19 protein-coding genes and 1 riboswitch are annotated in these 16688 nt (G+C 62.0%); of the genes, 8 read left to right on the top strand and 11 right to left on the bottom strand.

All coding sequences use genetic code 11. The features are described from left to right. Positions 1–312: 312 nt before the first annotated feature. The 4 genes from JAO74_RS17065 to JAO74_RS17050 all read right to left on the bottom strand — a co-directional run bounded on the left by JAO74_RS17065 (position 313) and on the right by JAO74_RS17050 (position 4159). A complete protein-coding gene (locus tag JAO74_RS17065) occupies positions 313–795 on the bottom strand; it encodes a c-type cytochrome (protein ID WP_199041023.1) in 483 nt (160 codons plus the stop codon). Positions 796–807: 12 nt separating this feature from the next. Continuing rightward, positions 808–2043, bottom strand: a complete 1236-nt coding sequence (locus JAO74_RS17060) for a molybdopterin-dependent oxidoreductase (RefSeq protein WP_199041021.1) — start codon at positions 2041–2043, stop codon at positions 808–810. 89 nt (positions 2044–2132) lie between these two features. Continuing rightward, positions 2133–3290 carry a TDT family transporter gene (locus tag JAO74_RS17055; RefSeq protein ID WP_199041018.1) on the bottom strand — a complete coding sequence of 386 codons (1158 nt, stop codon included), beginning with the start codon at positions 3288–3290 and terminating at the stop codon, positions 2133–2135. After that, positions 3287–4159 (bottom strand): LysR family transcriptional regulator, encoded by an 873-nt coding sequence (locus JAO74_RS17050; protein ID WP_199041042.1) that lies wholly within the window; start codon positions 4157–4159, stop codon positions 3287–3289. Before JAO74_RS17050 ends, JAO74_RS17055 begins: the two co-directional genes overlap by 4 nt. Positions 4160–4304: 145 nt before the next feature. On the opposite strand from JAO74_RS17050, the gene JAO74_RS17045 reads away from it, so the two are divergent. Both JAO74_RS17045 and JAO74_RS17040 read left to right on the top strand, forming a co-directional pair. Next, positions 4305–5372: a molybdopterin-dependent oxidoreductase gene (locus JAO74_RS17045; RefSeq protein WP_199041015.1), complete on the top strand. Its 1068-nt coding sequence runs from the start codon at positions 4305–4307 to the stop codon at positions 5370–5372. Further along, the gene (locus tag JAO74_RS17040; protein ID WP_199041012.1) at positions 5369–5881 is read left to right on the top strand and encodes an MgtC/SapB family protein; all 513 of its coding nucleotides are present in this window, start codon (positions 5369–5371) and stop codon (positions 5879–5881) included. The genes JAO74_RS17045 and JAO74_RS17040 overlap by 4 nt, the downstream gene beginning before the upstream one ends. Before the next feature lie 51 nt (positions 5882–5932). On the opposite strand, the gene JAO74_RS17035 is transcribed toward JAO74_RS17040, so the two are convergent. From JAO74_RS17035 to JAO74_RS17020, 4 genes are read right to left on the bottom strand one after another with little or no spacing between them, the layout of a single operon-like run. Beyond that, the gene (locus JAO74_RS17035) at positions 5933–6703 is read right to left on the bottom strand and encodes an anti-sigma factor family protein (protein ID WP_199041009.1); all 771 of its coding nucleotides are present in this window, start codon (positions 6701–6703) and stop codon (positions 5933–5935) included. Beyond that, a complete protein-coding gene (locus JAO74_RS17030) occupies positions 6700–7209 on the bottom strand; it encodes an RNA polymerase sigma factor (RefSeq protein WP_199041007.1) in 510 nt (169 codons plus the stop codon). Before JAO74_RS17030 ends, JAO74_RS17035 begins: the two co-directional genes overlap by 4 nt. 1 nt (position 7210) lies before the next feature. Beyond that, the gene (locus JAO74_RS17025; RefSeq protein ID WP_199041004.1) at positions 7211–8650 is read right to left on the bottom strand and encodes a YncE family protein; all 1440 of its coding nucleotides are present in this window, start codon (positions 8648–8650) and stop codon (positions 7211–7213) included. 1 nt (position 8651) lies between these two features. Continuing rightward, complete coding sequence (locus tag JAO74_RS17020) at positions 8652–9110, bottom strand: DUF305 domain-containing protein (RefSeq protein ID WP_199041039.1); 459 nt, start codon at positions 9108–9110, stop codon at positions 8652–8654. Positions 9111–9183: 73 nt separating this feature from the next. Beyond that, positions 9184–9260, top strand: a riboswitch (Fluoride riboswitch). Positions 9261–9283: 23 nt separating this feature from the next. On the opposite strand from JAO74_RS17020, the gene JAO74_RS17015 reads away from it, so the two are divergent. The 5 genes from JAO74_RS17015 to JAO74_RS17000 all read left to right on the top strand — a co-directional run bounded on the left by JAO74_RS17015 (position 9284) and on the right by JAO74_RS17000 (position 11725). Continuing rightward, positions 9284–10642: a voltage-gated chloride channel family protein gene (locus JAO74_RS17015; protein ID WP_332908841.1), complete on the top strand. Its 1359-nt coding sequence runs from the start codon at positions 9284–9286 to the stop codon at positions 10640–10642. A 26-nt stretch (positions 10643–10668) separates the two neighbouring features. Further along, a complete protein-coding gene (locus JAO74_RS19110; RefSeq protein WP_269845962.1) occupies positions 10669–10800 on the top strand; it encodes a hypothetical protein in 132 nt (43 codons plus the stop codon). A 240-nt stretch (positions 10801–11040) separates the two neighbouring features. Next, entirely contained in the window at positions 11041–11205 is a 165-nt protein-coding gene (locus JAO74_RS17010) for a hypothetical protein (protein WP_199041000.1), read from the top strand. A 106-nt stretch (positions 11206–11311) separates the two neighbouring features. Further along, positions 11312–11473 carry a hypothetical protein gene (locus JAO74_RS17005; protein WP_199040997.1) on the top strand — a complete coding sequence of 54 codons (162 nt, stop codon included), beginning with the start codon at positions 11312–11314 and terminating at the stop codon, positions 11471–11473. A gap of 9 nt (positions 11474–11482) precedes the next feature. Beyond that, positions 11483–11725, top strand: a complete 243-nt coding sequence (locus JAO74_RS17000; RefSeq protein WP_199040994.1) for a hypothetical protein — start codon at positions 11483–11485, stop codon at positions 11723–11725. 115 nt (positions 11726–11840) lie between these two features. On the opposite strand, the gene JAO74_RS16995 is transcribed toward JAO74_RS17000, so the two are convergent. Genes JAO74_RS16995 through JAO74_RS16985 form a run of 3 tightly spaced genes read right to left on the bottom strand, consistent with a single transcriptional unit; the run spans position 11841 to position 14979 of the window. Beyond that, entirely contained in the window at positions 11841–12500 is a 660-nt protein-coding gene (locus JAO74_RS16995; RefSeq protein WP_199040991.1) for a TadE/TadG family type IV pilus assembly protein, read from the bottom strand. Beyond that, the gene (locus JAO74_RS16990; protein WP_199040988.1) at positions 12497–13096 is read right to left on the bottom strand and encodes a TadE/TadG family type IV pilus assembly protein; all 600 of its coding nucleotides are present in this window, start codon (positions 13094–13096) and stop codon (positions 12497–12499) included. The genes JAO74_RS16995 and JAO74_RS16990 overlap by 4 nt, the downstream gene beginning before the upstream one ends. After that, on the bottom strand, positions 13093–14979 hold the full coding sequence (locus tag JAO74_RS16985) for a TadE/TadG family type IV pilus assembly protein (RefSeq protein ID WP_269845961.1): 1887 nt from the start codon (positions 14977–14979) through the stop codon (positions 13093–13095). The genes JAO74_RS16990 and JAO74_RS16985 overlap by 4 nt, the downstream gene beginning before the upstream one ends. A 502-nt stretch (positions 14980–15481) precedes the next feature. On the opposite strand from JAO74_RS16985, the gene JAO74_RS16980 reads away from it, so the two are divergent. After that, the gene (locus JAO74_RS16980) at positions 15482–16666 is read left to right on the top strand and encodes an ATP-binding protein (RefSeq protein WP_199040982.1); all 1185 of its coding nucleotides are present in this window, start codon (positions 15482–15484) and stop codon (positions 16664–16666) included. Positions 16667–16688: the final 22 nt, after the last annotated feature.

Below are 16688 nucleotides of genomic sequence, written 5' to 3'. Positions count from 1 at the left end.
AGGTTTGCAGGAAGGATCGTAAAGATGGCCTGACAGTCAATCGGCGTTCGGAAAGCCCGGCACATGAATTGGCACTCGATGCCGTACTCATTATGGGGCTCTGAACACGCGGATGTCCATCTTGGCCGTGGGCTCACCCACGAAACCGCATACGTTGACGCAGACTGATCAGATCACCTCAACATCCAGCTTGCAAACGGGGCGGGGCATACGTTCATGTTGGCAGCGGTAGGTGCTGCGCTACGGCTCTTGCCCGCCGCACCCAGCTTTCCCAAAAGGAAAGGTTTTTTGAGATTGTTGGAAGAGGCTGACCTAGCCTGTTCCACCTGAGACATCGGGAGCCGCCTTGGGGTCGGGATCCTGCGCCTTGCCGGTTGCGGGTGCCGCCTTCTGGCTCGGCATAGCGATGAGATAAGCAACGATCGCGTCGACGTCCTTCTCGGCCACCGGCGCCTTGTACACCTCGCGCATCTTGGTGACGGTCGCCTTCCACTGGTCTGGCGATAGCGCTGGCTGGGTCAGCGCCATGCTAGCCGAATGGCACGAGGTGCAGTTGGCGTTAATGACGTCGGCGTGCGGGCCATCGGGGTAAGTCGCGTCATCGACCGGCAGGTCGACGCTGGTCGAGGCAAGCGAAAAGCCGCGCGCCGACACGCTGGTGGGCGGTGCCGGCTCGGATGTCTCGGAGATCGGGGCAGGCGCCTTGCGGCTGCTCGGCGCACCGATCGAGACGAGGATAATGCCGGTCAGGCCGATCAGGCCAGCGGCCATGATGCCGGGAGACGGAGTCTTCATGCTACTCGCTCCTCAGGCCGCGATGATGGTGGTGGTCTCGATATTGCCGCGCATGAACCCGCCCGGGTTCCAGATCGGCTTCATCGGCTGAGCGACACCGTTGGTGTTCCAGCAGCGCACCATGATCGTGTTGGGCCCGCGCCGGAGCGGCACCCGCCCGTCCCAGCGGCGAAAGCTGTACCTGCCCTCGTCTGCTCCAAGCGTCGTCTTATACCACGTCCGGCCACCGTCTGACGATACATCGACCTTGGCGACGCCGCAGTCGCCCCCCATTGCGATGCCGCCGACCGGGATCGACGCCTCGTAGGCGATCGCCTGGCCATCGGGCAGGCTGGTCATCCAGCTGCGCGGGATCATGCGATTGATCGGCACGGTCGGGAAGTCCTTGGCACCGGGCGCGACATTCGCGCCGGGTGTCGCCGGTATCTTGTAGGCCTTGGCCATCCAATACTGGTCGTCAGGGCCGGGCAGTACCTCGATCGCGTTCAGCATCTTGACCCAATAGGTCGAGTACCAGCCCGGGACGATCAGCCGGCAGGGAAAGCCGTTCAGGAGCGGCAGCTGCTCGCCGTTCATGCCGAAGGCGATCATCACCTCGCTGTCGCGGGCATGGTCGAGCCCAAGCGCCTTCTCGAAGTCAGGGGCGCCCGCCACAACCGGCTGGTCGAGCGCGCCGAAGCGCACCTGTACCGCGCCTGCCTTGACCCCGGCGAGATCAAGTACGTCGCGCAGGCGCACACCGAGCCATTTGGCATTGCCCATCGCGCCGTTGCCCCATTGCGCGCCGGCGACACGTGGCTGGAACAGCCCACGGCTGTTTCCCGAGCACTGGTTCACCGCCGCCATCTCGACCCGCGGCAGGCGAAGCAGCTGGGCGAGGCTGATCGACAGCGGTCGGTTGACGTGGCCGAAGACGTTGAGGCGGAAAGTCTCGACATCGATCGAGGTCGGGATGTCGGCCCAGTGCCAGCGGACGAAGAACTGGTCGTTGGGCGTGAACACCGACTTGTCGAACACGTCCATCGGCGTTTCCAGCAAGGGCGGATGGACACGCTGGAGGATCATGCTGCCCTTGCCGGGAAAGGCACTGGTCATCGGCCGTTCGGCATTGCCGCCAGGCAGCTTCAGGTCGACGAGCTGCTGTGCCAGCGCAGGTGCTGCGGCAAGGCCGGCGCTGCCGAGCGCGGCATGCCTGAGAAAGCGGCGACGGCTGGTCTCACTCGCCAGCCCGGCGTCGAAATTGTCCATGACAAGGCTCTCCTGTGGCCAGCCACGCTGGCGGATCGAAGGGGCGTTCTGCAAGTGATCGGACCGACTGATCCGATCACCACGGCGGATCAGTTCGGGGTGGCGATGCAGGGCGAGACGAACAGGTTGCCCCGCCAGGCCCCAGCGAGCGTCTTGGCGCCAACGAGCAGCCACATCGCCGCCAGCGCGACCGTCAGCACCGTGCCGAATATACCGAAGAAGCCGAGGTCCAGCGTCGTGCCGAGGCGGAAGGTGGCGACGGTGTAGACGCCGAGCGGGAAGGTATAGCCCCACCAGCCAAGGTTGAATGGGACGCCGGCGCGCCAGTAGCGGATGGTGATGAGCGTCGCGAGCGCCAGCCACCACAGGCCGAAACCCCACAGGCAGATCCCGGCAACGACGCCGATCCCTTGCGCAACAGTGCCGACACCGACCAGCCCGTGCGCCGCGAGGATCGCCGGCGCATCCGCCCCGAGCACCAGCATACCCAGCGCCCCGGTGCCGATCGGCCCCAGCGCCAGCCAGGAGGATGCCGCCATGCTCTCATGCGGCAGCTTGTGGAGCGCCATGCGCAGGATCAGGATGGCGAGGATGCCGAACGCGACCGGCACCGAATAGGCCCACAGCACATAGGATGTCGCAAGGGTCACCATCTGCGCGTGGGGATCGGTCAGGTGCGGCGCGAGCAGCCCGCCGCTAGCACCCGCCACTTCGGCTGCGACGACCGGCAGCAGCCATACCGCGGTCATGCCGTCCAGGCTGTGCTCGTGGCGGGTAAACATCAGGTAGGGTATCAACACGCCGCAGGCGAGCGACATGGCGACGTCGATCCACCACAGGACGTGTGCTACCGGCACGATGCCGTTACCGAACCGCGCGATGCCGAACGCGAGGCAACCGTTGATGATCGTTGCGAGGCCCATCGGGATGGTCCCGATGAACATCGATACGGTGTTGTGCCCGAAGATGCGCCGCGCCTCGTGCCCGAACATCACCCAGCGCGCGCCATAGAGGCCGGCGAACAGCGCGAAGAGCGCGATGTTGAAGAACCACAACACCTCCCCAACCGGCTTTAGCGAGGGGCCGATGCCGGGCACCTGCGGCAGCGCGAGGGCGAGGGCGAGGATGCCCGTGCCCATCGTCGCGGCGAACCAGTTGGGCGTGAACTGGCGGATCATCTCGCGGGGGTGATCGAGCCGGCTGAGCGGCTTGAGGCCGGACAGGACCGAGGGGGTGTCGGCAGTCATGCGACCTGCTCCTTGATGAGGTCCGTCAGCGCGTCGGCCGCGCGGGTGCGATAGCGCTCCTTGTGGCGCAGCGCGTGAAAGGCGCGGTCGGGCAGCCCGAGCGGCAGCTCGACCAGATCGCCGGCTTTGAGCGCGCGTGCGACGACCAATCGCGACAATACGGCGACGCCCGCACCTGCCTCGACCGCGGTGCGCACCGCCTCGTTGGACGGCAGCGTCATCGCTACCGTCAGCTGGGCCGGATCAAACCCGCGCGTTCGCAGTACGTCCTCGAAGGTCGAGCGCGTGCCCGAACCCTGCTCGCGGACGATCCAGCGTGCCGCGCGAAGCCAGTCCTCGTCGACGCGCCCGGCGTCCTCGCGGCCGACCAGCACCATCGGGTCATGCCCGACATTCCAGTGGGCGAGCGCCGGTTCGTCCACCTCGCCCTCGACGTAACCGAGCTCCGCCGCGCCGCTCAGGACCTGGGTTGCTGCACCTTCGGTGTTGTCGATCGCCAGTTCGACCGCGATCCGCGGGTGGCGTTCGTGGAAGGCGGCGAGCTTTGCCGGCAACCAGTAGCTCGCGATCGTCTGGCTGGCGACGATCCGCAACGAACCACGGGCAAGCCCGGCATAGTCCGCCAGCATCGTCTCCGCATGCGCTGCCCGCCCCAGCACCGCGCGCGCTTCCTCCAGAAAGCCTCGGCCTGCTTCGGTCAGCTGGATGCCACGCCCGACGCGGTGAAAAAGAGGAACTCCGTAGCGCGCTTCGAGGGCCGCGACCGCGCCGGAGGCAGCGGACTGCGTGACGTTCAGCACCTCCGCTGCCTTGGTGACGTGTTCGCGCTCGGCGACACCGACGAAGATTCTGAGCTGCTCCAGGGTCATGCAGCTTATATCGCGCAAACCGATCGATACGACCAACCGTTTGATCTGTTTATTTCAATCTGGATATCGGAACGATCGGTAATCCTTCGTCTGCGATTGTATCTAAGGCTGCAGCGGTTCGCACGCTCGCTGCGTTTGATAGTCCATGACTGAGATGATCGAGCGCAAAACCGATCCCTACAACGCCGAGCCGACGCCCGGCGCGCTGATCGAGCAGTTCCTGACGCCGCAGGCGCTGTTCTACGTGCGCAGCCATGGTTCGGTGCCTGATCTGCCTGCCGATCACCGGATCGAGGTCAGCGGGACGGGCATGGCGAGACGCTCCTTCTCAGTGGAGGAGCTGAAGAGCGCGTTTGCCACGCGCACGGTAACGGCGGTTCTCCAGTGCGCCGGCAACCGGCGCACGGATCTTCAGCAGGTCGCCAAAACGTCCGGCGACCCGTGGGATGTGGGCGCGATCGGCAATGCGCAGTGGACCGGCGTACGACTGTCCGACGTGCTGGATGCCGTCGGTGCGCCGGATGCGTCCGACCTGTTCGTGGCGTTCACCGGCGCGGACGAGGTGGACGTGGAAGGCGAAAAAGCATTGTTCGGGGTTTCGATCGCCATGGACAAGGCTCGGCAACCCGACGTCCTCATTGCCTGGGCGATTAACGGCGAGCCGCTGACGCCCGAACACGGCGCACCGCTCCGCATGGTGGTGCCGGGCTATGCCGGGGTGCGAAGCGCCAAATGGCTGACACGGATCGAGGTGCGCGACACGCCATCCGACGCACCGATCCAGGCGCACGACTACAAGCTCTTTCCCGCCGACGTGACGAGCGACACCGTCGACTGGAGCCAGGGTCTGACCATCAATGCCATGCCGCTCAACGCCGCGATCTGCGCGCCCGGCGCTGGCGAAAGCCTCCCGGCCGGGGAGGTGCGGATCGAGGGTTATGCCATCGCCTATGATCGCCGCGTCTCTCGGGTCGAAGTGTCGGTGAACGGTGGCCGCGACTGGCAACAGGCGACGTTCGCCGATGATCCGGAGACGCACTGGGGTTGGCGGCGCTGGACCCTCGACGCCACGCTTGCCAAAGGGCGCCAGCACCTTGTCGTGCGCGCCTTCGACGAGACCGGACAGGGACAGCCGGAACGGCCGGACACGATGTGGAACTTCGCCGGCTATCTGTGCACCGCCTGGCATCACGTCCACGTGCTGGTCGAATGATCGAAGCGTCAGCGGCATCGGACATCGGCTTCTGGATCGATGCGATCGGGCGACTGGTGGTGGCGACCGCGGCCGGGATGGTGCTCGGCTGGGAACGCTCGCGCGAGAACCGGCAGATCATGGGCTTGCGGACGCTGGGCCTCGTCGGACTGGCAAGCTGCATCGCCGTGCAGGCAATCGTGCATAGTGGCTTGCCGAACGTGAACGCCGACGCCGCAGGGCGGGCGATGCAGGGCATTCTGTCCGGCGTCGGCTTCATCGGTGCCGGCGCGGTGCTGCGGGTCGGCCAGGGTCAGGAAGTGCATGGGCTGGCGACCGCCGCGTGCATCTGGGTCACGGCCACGATCGGCGCGGCAGCAGGGTTGGCGGTGTGGCCGCTCATCATCGGCGGGTTGAGCCTTGCGATGCTCGTACTGTTCGTGGGCGCTCCGCTCGAACGTCGCATTCGCGAGCGGGCCCGCCTGACGCCGGCCGAGGTCGACAGGAAGGACGCCGAACGCAAGCCGTGATCGCGCTGGCCCGCCCGGTGCCTGTCGGCGCCGGGAAGCGGCAAGGCGCTATCAGGACACAAGCGCGGCATCTGCCTGGCGCCGGACTTCATCGGCGATCGGATGCAGCTCGGCCGCGGGGCGCTCGCCCACCACACTATAGCCGATCCCGTCGACCGCCCATGTGACCCGGCCCATGGTCCCGCTGGACGTGCTGGTCATGCTTGCGGTCTTGTCGATCTGCATAGGCCTCGTCAGCACCGCAAGCTTCGACGCTTGCGGTCCATCATAGAGGAGCAGTGCCGCAGGGCCGTGAGGCGTCGCGACCAATCGCCCCCCGCCATAGCGGTAACCGGCTGTGCTGAGGTCCGGGATGGTCACGCGCTCACCCAGTCGGGCGGAGGTCCACCGGATCAGCATGGCGCGCTGGTCGGGGCCGATTTCCGCCGGTCGTATCCGGTCGGCGGCATAGACACGGAAATTGTCACTCGCCTCGTTGGCCAGCGCCGCGATGCCCGCGCGGGGTTCGCCGCTCCACCGCGCGCTCGACCAGCCCCCGCCAAACCCGACCGCCAGCAGAAGCGACGCAGCGATGGCGAGTTGCCAACGCGGTTGGCGTTGCCGTCCCCTGATGGCTGCGACGCGCATCGTCGCCGGGATCGGTTCATCCGCGATGGGAGCGAACAGCGATGCAAGGGCTCGCGCCTGCTCCGCCTGCTCCCGCAAACGGGCATGCAAGTCCGGCAGGCCGTCAAGGTAGGCGTCGACCAGGCACCGCCGCTCGGGCGACAGCCTGCCATCGATCCACGCGGCCAGATCGTCCTCTCCGATCGGGCTGGTCATTGCACGCTCCTTAATCGCGGCCGTTCACCCTCCCGGAGGAGTATCGCCAGACGGTCGCGCCCCCGCGATACGCGCGACATCACCGTGCCCAGCGGCACGCCGACGACGGCCGCGACCTCCGCATAGGGCAGGCCCTCGACCGAGACGAGGAGCAGCACCGTTCGCTGCTCCTCGGGCAACGCATCAAGTGCGCGCAACAGGTCTCGGTGGTGCAGGCCTGCGTCCTGATCGGCCGGGCGGCCGAGCGCGAGCTCGTCCACGAGGTGGAGCGGAACCGCCGTACCTCGCCGGACATGCTGCCGCTTATGATCGACCAAGAGATTATGCAGGATCGCATAGACCCAGGGGCGGACCTCCGCCCCGCGTCGTTGCCGCCAGCGCCCGACCGCGCGTTCGAGGCAATCCTGCACCACGTCGTCCGCCATCGCCGGATCGCGCAACCACGACCGGGCATAGCGGCGCAGACCGGGGATCAGTGGCTCGATCGCGGCGACAAGCGGGTCCATCTCAGTCGCGCTGCACCTGCACGATGCGACCCGGCGCGCCGTTCACCACCTCCGCGACCGCCAGAAAGCGCCGGGGCGCCGCGGTGCTGCCCTGAACGATCTGCCGGATCGGCCCCGATGCGTTGACGATCGCCGCACCTGCCGGGTTGCTCATGAAGTTAGCAAGCGGCTCTACCGCACCGCTGCCGTCCGCGTTGGCGGTCAGCACGAGCATGTAAGGCTTCTTGGGCTGCAAACCGGTAACGGCACTCTGCACGACCTGAATGATGCCCTGGTCGAAGAGGGTAATGCTGCTTGCCGCAGCATTACCGCCAACCGGCCCCATGTTCAGATGCACCGCCTTGCCTGCAGTACCAAGCGGTTGGAGATTGTCGGTGCCGGGGCCTGTCGGGACAGCGTTCGGCACATAAGCGATCGCCTGCGGTGCCTGTCCGACCGGCACGGTGGCAACGACCTTGTTGCCGGCGGTGTCGATCGCGGCGAGTTCATCGGCATTCTCCAGCCCGACATAGATGCGCCGGCCGTCGCCCGATGGCCAAACGCCGTGCGGCATCTTGCCGACCGGGATGGTGGCGACGGGCGCGAAATCGGACGTGCGGAACACCTTAACCGCATTCTCCCCGCCGACCGTCACATAGGCGAACTGCCCGCTGGCTGTGCGGGCGAAGTTGACGTGATTGGTGATCGGCCCGGTATCCAGCACCTTGAGGATCGCAAAGGGCGGCTTGGCATCGAACGCGACCGTCTTGCCGATGTCCTTCAGCGTGAACCACCCCTGCTTGCCGTCCGGCGTCGCGGCGATGTTGGGGCAGAACGGGCTTGGCTGTGCCACCTGTCCGACCTGCGCGTGGGTTGCGACATCGAACACGGCCAGCACCGGATTGAACGAGGAACAGACATAGCCGTATCGGCCATCGGGCGAGAAGATCGTCATACCCGGACCACCGGGCGTCTTGATGCGCCCCGTTTCCTTGTACGTCGTAGGGTCGAGCACAGCGATATAGTCCTCGCCGCGGACGGTGACCCAGACCTCCTTGCCGTCCGGTGTAAAGAACGCCTCGTGTGGGCTACGCCCGACATAGGTCGTGTGCTTGACGGTGTTGGTGGCGGTGTCGATCCACGACACGGCGTTCGATCCGATCGACACGACCGCGAGGGTCTTCCCGTCCGGTGAGAAGCCAAGGCCGTGAACCAACACCTGCCCCTTGTAGAGTGGCGAGAAGTTCATCGGCTGCGGATCGCCGAGCTTGATGACGCCGAGCAGCCGGTTGTCGGCCGGGTCCGTCACCGACACCGTGTTGGAGAATTGTTCGGATGCATAGACGCGGTCGCGGTGGCTGACAGGCACGTCCCTGGCGTTCCACGGCGCCTGCTGGGCCATGGCAATGCCCGGTGCGGCGCTCATCAGCAAGGCGGCCGAGCGCAGGAAGGTCCGGATCATGTCAGTGCTCCATATGGCTATGGTGGTCGCCGCCCTGCGTTGGGGCTGGCGTCGAAGGGGGTAGCGGCTGACCGATCGCCAGCTTCATGGCGGCGATCTCCTGCTGCTGATCGATGATGATCTCCTGCGCGATGCGCTTGAGCTGCTCGTTATGGCCGTAGCGCAGCTCGGCCACCGCCATATCGATGGCGCCCTGATGGTGCGGAAGCATCATCGCGACGAAGTCGCGGTCGTCGTCGCCGGACGGCTTGACCATCATGCCCGCCATCATCCGGTCCATCGCGGCAGACACCATGCTGGCGTAGCCATTGGCGGGGGCGGCCGCGGCTGCGCCGGTGAGTAGGGCCGTAGCCATCAGACCGAACGTCCAATTTCGTCTACGCATAAGCCTCCTGCGGATCAGTCTCGAAAACGTAGACGACGCTCGTCGGGCTTTATTCCATGCGTGAAGCCATCTTATCGGTCTTCACCAAAACAATGGTCTTATCGTAACCCTGCCGTTGGTTGACCAAGTCGCCGTCGGACAGCATATGCTCGGGCACGGCGATGGATTTCCGCCGGGCCATTTGGCCGAACCGCCCTCGCAAGGGTCGATGATTCCTACCAGGCGCCGCAAGGCAGCAAGGAGGAATCGTGCGCGCGACGTTTCGCAATTTCTACAACCAGTTCAACATGGCAGCGTTCTTTCGCGATCGCCGCACCCATGCCATGTCGGTGCTGCGGTGGACGTTGATTTTGGTCCCGATGGCTGCAGCGGTGGGAACGCTCTGCGCGGCCTTCTTGTGGAGCCTCGATGCCGTAACCCGGCTTCGCTTTGCCTTTCCCTGGCTGCTCTACCTGCTGCCGATCGGCGGGTTCGTGGTCGGACTGCTCTACCATCTGACGGGGCGATCGGTCGAAGGCGGCAACAACCTCATCGTCGAGCAAATCCACGAGCCGGGGGGCGGTGTGCCGCTGCGCATGGCCCCGCTCATCTTCTTCGGCACGGTCGTGACGCACCTGTTCGGGGGATCGGCGGGGCGTGAAGGCACCGCCGTGCAATTGGGCGGCAGTCTCGCCAGCGGGTTCGGGCGCGCCCTCAAGCTGGATGCGGAAGCGACGCGCATCCTGCTGATGACCGGGATTGCGGCGGGGTTCGGCGCGGTGTTCGGGACGCCGATTGCGGGCGCGGTCTTCGCGCTGGAGGTGCTGGCGATCGGCCGGGTCGAGTATCGCGCGCTAGTACCGTGCCTGGTCGCGGCACTGGTGGGTGACTGGACCTGTCTTGCCTGGGGCATTCATCACGGCGCCTACCATGTCGATGCGATGGTGCCGATCGACGCGTTGCTCGTCGCCAAAGCCGGCGTCGCGGGCGTCGTATTCGGATTGGTCGGGCTGGCCTTTGCAGAGGCCAACCATGCGCTCGGCGGATGGCTGAAGCGCGTGATACCCTATGGCCCACTACGACCCGCTATCGGTGGTTTGGCCGTGATCGCGCTGGTCTGGCTATTTGGCACGCGAGACTATCTCGGTCTGGGCACGCTGGCGGCAACACCGGGCGACCTGACCATTGCCAGCTTTTTCGGCCCCGATACGCACCCGTGGAGCTGGGCGCTGAAGCTGCTCTTTACCGTCGTTACCCTGAGCGCTGGCTTCAAGGGCGGAGAGGTGACGCCGCTGTTCTTCATTGGCGCGGCGTTCGGCAATGCGCTCGCGCCCATGTTCGGAGTCCCGACGGGAGTATTCGCAGCGATCGGCTTCTTCGCGCTGTTCGCGGGCGCGGCCAACACGCCGCTTGCCTGCACCTTCAAGGGAATCGAGCTGTTTGGCGCGACCTATGCCGTGCCGATCGCAGTCGCGTGCTTCGTCGCCTATCTCTGCTCAGGCCACAACGGCATCTATCTGTCGCAGCGCGTCGCCGTGCCAAAGGCGCCTGCTGCATACCTCGAACCCGACGCGACCCTGCGCGATGCCCGCACGCACCGCGCTTCTGGCCGGCGCACGCGCGCCTGATTATTCTTCCTGTCGAAAGCCCTGCCATGCCCGATCGTTTCACTGTCCAGCACCGCGAAGTCGGGATGCTGCGCATCTATCGGAAGCCGTCTGACAAGATCGGCTCGCGTCGCTTCTGTGGGGCAAAGCCGCCCTATCGCGAGCTGATTTGCAGCTGAGAAGACCCACTTCCGGTCATTCGAAGCGCTCTATCCGCGTCTCAATTTTTGCCGTTCGTTCATGTCGATTCTGACGGACGCTAATCGCTTTGCCCGAAAAGCAACACGCGCCTGTCACGTTCCGGCTTGCAGAGAGGCCGAGACTGACGAAGGGAGTTTCGGGCCGCGGTCCGAATTGGTTTGTTCACAACGTGTTAACCCTGTCCTTCCAGCTTTGCAGCGCACCGAAAGGGGGAACACATGTTGATCAACGAACTGACAGATCTGCAAGCCTACCACGAGCGGCGATGCCAGCAGGAAATGCGCTGGCTGTTGGGATACTGCTCAGAACAGGCGGCGAACGCGCATCGTCAGCTGCTCGACTTCCATCGGATGATGCTGCTGGATTTGATCCACAGCGATTAGCCTTCGACGGTATCTAAAGCCGGTCAGTCCTTGCCCTAGCGCTAGTGCGGAAGGCCAACTGGAACGCCGTGCTGCCACAGGTATTGGCGCTAGAAGGAGAGCAACCATGGCCGATCCAATCAAGCCGACCACCGAGACCGACGAGTCGACTCTATCGACGGAGCATCAGAACGAAGGCGATGCCCGGCGTCCAAGCGATACACTCGACAAGGGCCAGCCCGAAGAGGACCGGGAAGACGATCTTGGACGGAAATCATCGCTGACGTAGACGCCCGATATGCGCAGCACAAACAATCCCAGTCGCTCGTTTGACCTGAAGCTAAGCCTGATCCTGATGCTGATCGTTTCTGTCTGCTTCATCGGGTATCGCATGAGCCATCGCGGTACCGCGCCCAACGAAGTGGCCTGCGCGCCCGGCCAGGAGAATGTCACCGACTGCAATCAGCAGATGGCCAATGAAGCGACGGGGAATGACGAAACGCAACGGGAGCGGCAAATGGAGGGTGCCGTACCGAAGTAGCTCGATCATGCGCGTTTAGGTCGTCTTCGGATTCGACGAATCGTTTCAAGAAACGAAGTAACGGTAACAGAGGAAAAGTGCAAATTATCGTGTACACGCCTACGTGGCTGCGGTGTTAACAGCTGGCCTTGCTCGCTCCGCTCACAGGATAAACTCCGTTATCACCGCCAGTCAGGTCACGGCGATCTCGGACCGACATCGACGCAATCTCCGTTATCGTTGTGCTGGGCACAAGCTTTGCTGAAACCAGAGGTGTATATACGTAATATAGCTCAACGAACATTGTGGCGTTGCCCTGTTGAGCGATGGTCTGATTACCAGCGGGGCCCAATCCGCTGAGATTTTGAGCTCCAGCTCCCGGATAAGGTGACGTATATGGCTGCGTACCATAGCAGCGTTGCCATTTAATCTTGTACGTAGAGTTTGAGTCGGACGTGGTCTGCGGTTCCAAATCTGATAGGATCACACGCCCCTTGGTTTGAAGCGATAGAATACCCGACTGAAGATTTGCCCCAGCGAATAAATCATTGATGTCTGCTTCATTCAACGTTTTTAGCTGAAGCATAGTCCCATTGCCCATACGCGCCGCGTTATCCGCGATTTGAAGAGCAAGTTGGCTTACCCGCATGCGAACGATGATGTAATTAGTTATCTCCGCTCCGCTCAAAACCATCGTAAGCAATATCGGTAGCGTGAAAGCAAATTCAATAAGGGCCAGCCCGCGCCGGTCGCTCGATAGCTTGAATAGGATCCGTAAGCTAGGATAGCTGATCATGCCGGACAATTCCTCGGCGTCGGGGCGCCATAAGTCGATTGGTCGCCGTAAGGCTGGTTCATTAGCACCGTAGAAGCGGAGATTTGTACCGTATCTGATGCACCGACGAATTTGTCTAAGGGCAGAATGCGAGGGTATTTGACCGTTGCGGTATACACGACACGATCCTTGGCGCCGCCTTGACCCTGATCACCACCGTCATTGTCCCATACCATGTTGTTGTTATTATCCTGATACTGCTCGCTTTTGTCACACACGCCATTGCCGTTGGTGTCATTCCAAGGCTCCGGTGTCTTGCTAACGGCATCCGTGAACGTTCGATAATAACGACGTGTGAAATCGATCTTTGCCTGCATATTTATGGCTAAGACCTGTGTCCGCACCTGATTATCGATTGCGGCGGTGCTGGCGCCCTCTAAGCCCGAGTCTCTCGCGGTTTTTTGTACGATCCCCTGGAGGACGGCGCGCATATATTGCGTATGGGCAATATCAAATCCGCCGACCAATAGGAGACACATCACCGGAGCGACGATCCCGAACTCGAGAATAGTAGCGCCGCGGGTTTCATGTGCGATATCTCGGACGTCGCGGGTCATCCGGTAATCCGTAGCTGGGAAATGTTGTTCGCAATCGCCGCAAAGGCGACGCTCAAATCACTCGGCTGTTTTGGAGCGAAATAATGAGTTGCTGTGGTCGCATCGGCTGGGCTGGAACAGGCGGCCAAGCGCTTCTCCGTATCACTGGAAAGGCCACCGCCATAGGAGACAACCCATAGGGTTATACCCTTGTTCTTCACCGCAGTGCACAATGCCTCAAGACGCAAGTTTATTTGATCAATCAGATCATCAGAATTTTTACCGCAATCAGCCGCATTACCAACGCTTGTAGTCTGACGCTTATCCCAAAAAGGAACGCCATACGCATTATAATCGCACGGGTTACTAGTAGAATCGCCATCAGTCATGAAGATCATGTGTCGCTGAATAGTACCACCAGCCGGGGTCTTTGCATTGCTAGCTTTAAAGATGCCATCCGGCGACATGAAACGAGCACCCCACAGGATGCCAATGTCATGATAGGTATTTCCGGAAGCCTCCAAGCCGTTCACATAGTCCTTGAATGTGTCGGAATTTGACCAGACTTGAAGTTTGCGTGCCTCCGTTGGGCAAGCGGCGCCACTGCCATTGTAATATCGATTAGCAGAAATCGTCCGCGTATTATCTGTAGCCTGATTGAGATTCGTAAGAACGTTTCGATAAAAAATGACCTGAGGCAATGCCGGATACCACAGTGATTTCGTTTCGCTGGAGGTCGGTACGAGATCGATATCTAAATCCCATGCCTTGTTAGACGGAGGACTGTTAGGAATAGGATCGTAGTCGGTCGTGCGTACTGTCGGCCGCTCCTCGATGCAGCCATCCCAGCTTATGGTCTTTTGGCTGCCATCGTCATTGATTGGCAGAGTGAAGCTGGCATTCCATCCCTCGCCATTTTTCAATGCCGAATAATTTATACTGGTGCTTTCGTATCGCCACTCTGGGCCATTGAACCGGTAGTCGTACTGACAGTAATATGTACTACCATCGCGAACTTTGCTACCATTTCGATATTCTTCGGTGCTGGTTATATAATTTGGGCAATTTGCGTCTCTCGAGCTGCGTGTATAGGCAGTCTGGTAGTCGCTCCATGCGGTATTGTTACCGTTTCGAGTACGTGATTGATAGTTCCAGCTGTTGGCAAAATAGCTGCTCGGCAGTAGCTTTCCAACATTCACGTTTGACGAATATGGCATGAAGCCAAAACGCACCTGAACCTGCCCGCCGGTGCCGCCGGTAGGTTCACCTGATGGGCATGTAGTATCTGTTATATCGAGCTGCGCAACGATCTGATAAAAGCACTTAACCGCAATCTTTAAACCGTCGATTTTTGACCCGGCTGCAGGTACGCCGTTATTGTTTGTGCAATTCGCATTTCCTGCAACACAATTCATTGAGCCCGTTGTGTCGAGAACAAACATAACATCGCTATTGGGGAGTTTCATTTCAGCGTTGCACGCGACACTGAGAGTTTGGGTATTTATACCCAATACCTTCATCAGGGTCATAGGGACGACGGCGGACGCTGTTCCGCTTACTTTGCCCGCATTCTCCGAATAGCGATAATCCAGACTCTGGGTTCCGTAAGCGCCTGTAACAAAGTTCGCTTTGAAGAAGTTTTTCGCCTGGGCGTCATCAGCGCTGTCCCACGCTCCGCCGCCCATGGCGCGTCGTCCCGCCAAGGCGCCAGCATCACAGGCGTGCTGTAAACGCGTTTTCGTGATGTACATTCTGCTCATGTCGAGACCGCTGCCCACCATGCCTGCCAACGGGATGATCGCGGCCGCCATGATCGCCAACGTGTTGCCGCGTACATCGCGGACAAGGCGTCCGAGGAACGTCGTTGCCCCCCCCTTCCGCGCAATTCGGCTAAATAGGCCCATTAGGTCATCCCGGCATGTTGCGGAGCGCTAGACGCGCTCGATCCATCACCTCCGTTTGAAGCTCGATGGTTAATAAAGGCCATAGAAGCTGACAAATGCCGGAATAATCTGCCCCGGAATTGCCTCCGAAAGGCAGCGATTTGATTACGATATCGTGAAGCGACCAGCCGCCTGACCCTCACCTTCGACCGTCCAGCTGTTGCGAAAGCGGCTATCACCAGACGTGCGAGGAATCAGGATATCGGCGAAGTGCGCCCGAGCGCGAGGTCGACCCATATCCGGTCGTTCACGCCCCCTTCCCCTCTCTTCAACTTCAGCCGCTCGTTCATCTCCGTGGCGTGACTGCCTTTGATATACGGTTTTTGATCGTGAATGTCGCAACGTGGCTGCGATCAAGGACGCCTGCACAGACCAGCCGAACGCACAACCGAGGTGACCGCATACTAAATGAAGTGATATTATCTTGGTTTACAAGATATCGATAATATAACATAAACTCGCTATGGACCCTCGTCGCAATCCATTCGCCCCCGGCGCCGGCACACCGCCGCCCGAGCTCGCAGGGCGTGAACCGCTCCTTGAGCGTACCCTCGTCGCCTTGGATCGCATCCGTGCCGGTCGTCCAGCGCGCTCGACCATCTTCTACGGCCTTCGTGGGGTGGGAAAGACGGTGCTGCTTGGGGCGGTGCGCGAAGCGGTCGAGGCCGAGCGGATGTTGGCCGTGACGATCGAAGCACCGGAGAACCGCTCCCTACCGGCGCTGATCGCCCCCTCGCTGCGCGCAGGCCTGCTGCGCCTCGATCGAACGGCACGCGCTGGCGCAGGCGTGAAGCACGCGTTGCGCGCGCTTGCCGGCTTCGCCAAGCTCAAGCTCAAATACGACGATTTCGAGATCGCCCTGGATCTCGAGCCGGAGCCCGGTCTTGCGGACTCAGGCGATCTTGATCTGGATCTGGCGGACCTGATCGTTGCCGTTGGCGAAGCGGCGCGCGAACGGGAAACCGCGGTCGTCCTGATGATTGACGAACTGCAATATGTCGCCGAAGAGCAGCTTGCGGCCCTCATTAGTGCGTTGCACCGGGCAAACCAGCTGCGGCTTCCAGTGACCCTGGTCGGTGCCGGCTTGCCGCAGCTTCTGGGACAGATGGGTCGCGCGAAATCCTATGCCGAACGCCTCTTCGAGTTCGTAAGCCTCGGCCCGCTCGATGAAATTGCTGCTGCAGCCGCGATCCGTGTTCCGGTCGAGCGGGAGGATGAGGCGATCACAACGGAAGCCGTGACAGCCATCGTGCAGGACACGCAGGGTTATCCCTATTTCCTGCAGGAATGGGGCAAGCACAGCTGGGAAGTGGCTAACGCATCGCCGATCACCGCGGCCGACGTGGATATGGCCCGTGCGGCAGCACTTGCCGAACTGGACGCCAGCTTCTTTCGCGTCCGCTTCGACCGGCTGACACCGGCTGAAAAGCGCTATCTACGTGCGATGGCAGCGCTCGGGCCTGGGCCACATCGCTCTGGTGATATTGCTGACCAGCTGAAGGTCAAGGTGTCCTCGGTGGCGCCGACCCGCAACAGCCTGATTGCCAAAGGCATGCTCTTCAGCCCCGCGCATGGCGACACCGCCTTCACCGTGCCGTTGTTCGATCAGTTCATGCAACGGGTAATGCCTGACACTCAGGAGACTTGACGGCGATATTCAACGCCAGACC

The organism is Sphingomonas mollis, from assembly GCF_016427505.1.
In the GTDB taxonomy this organism is placed as follows: Bacteria; Pseudomonadota; Alphaproteobacteria; order Sphingomonadales; family Sphingomonadaceae; genus Sphingomonas; species Sphingomonas mollis.
Note: the sequence above shows the minus strand (reverse complement) of the source record. Positions and strands in the feature narration are given on the sequence as shown.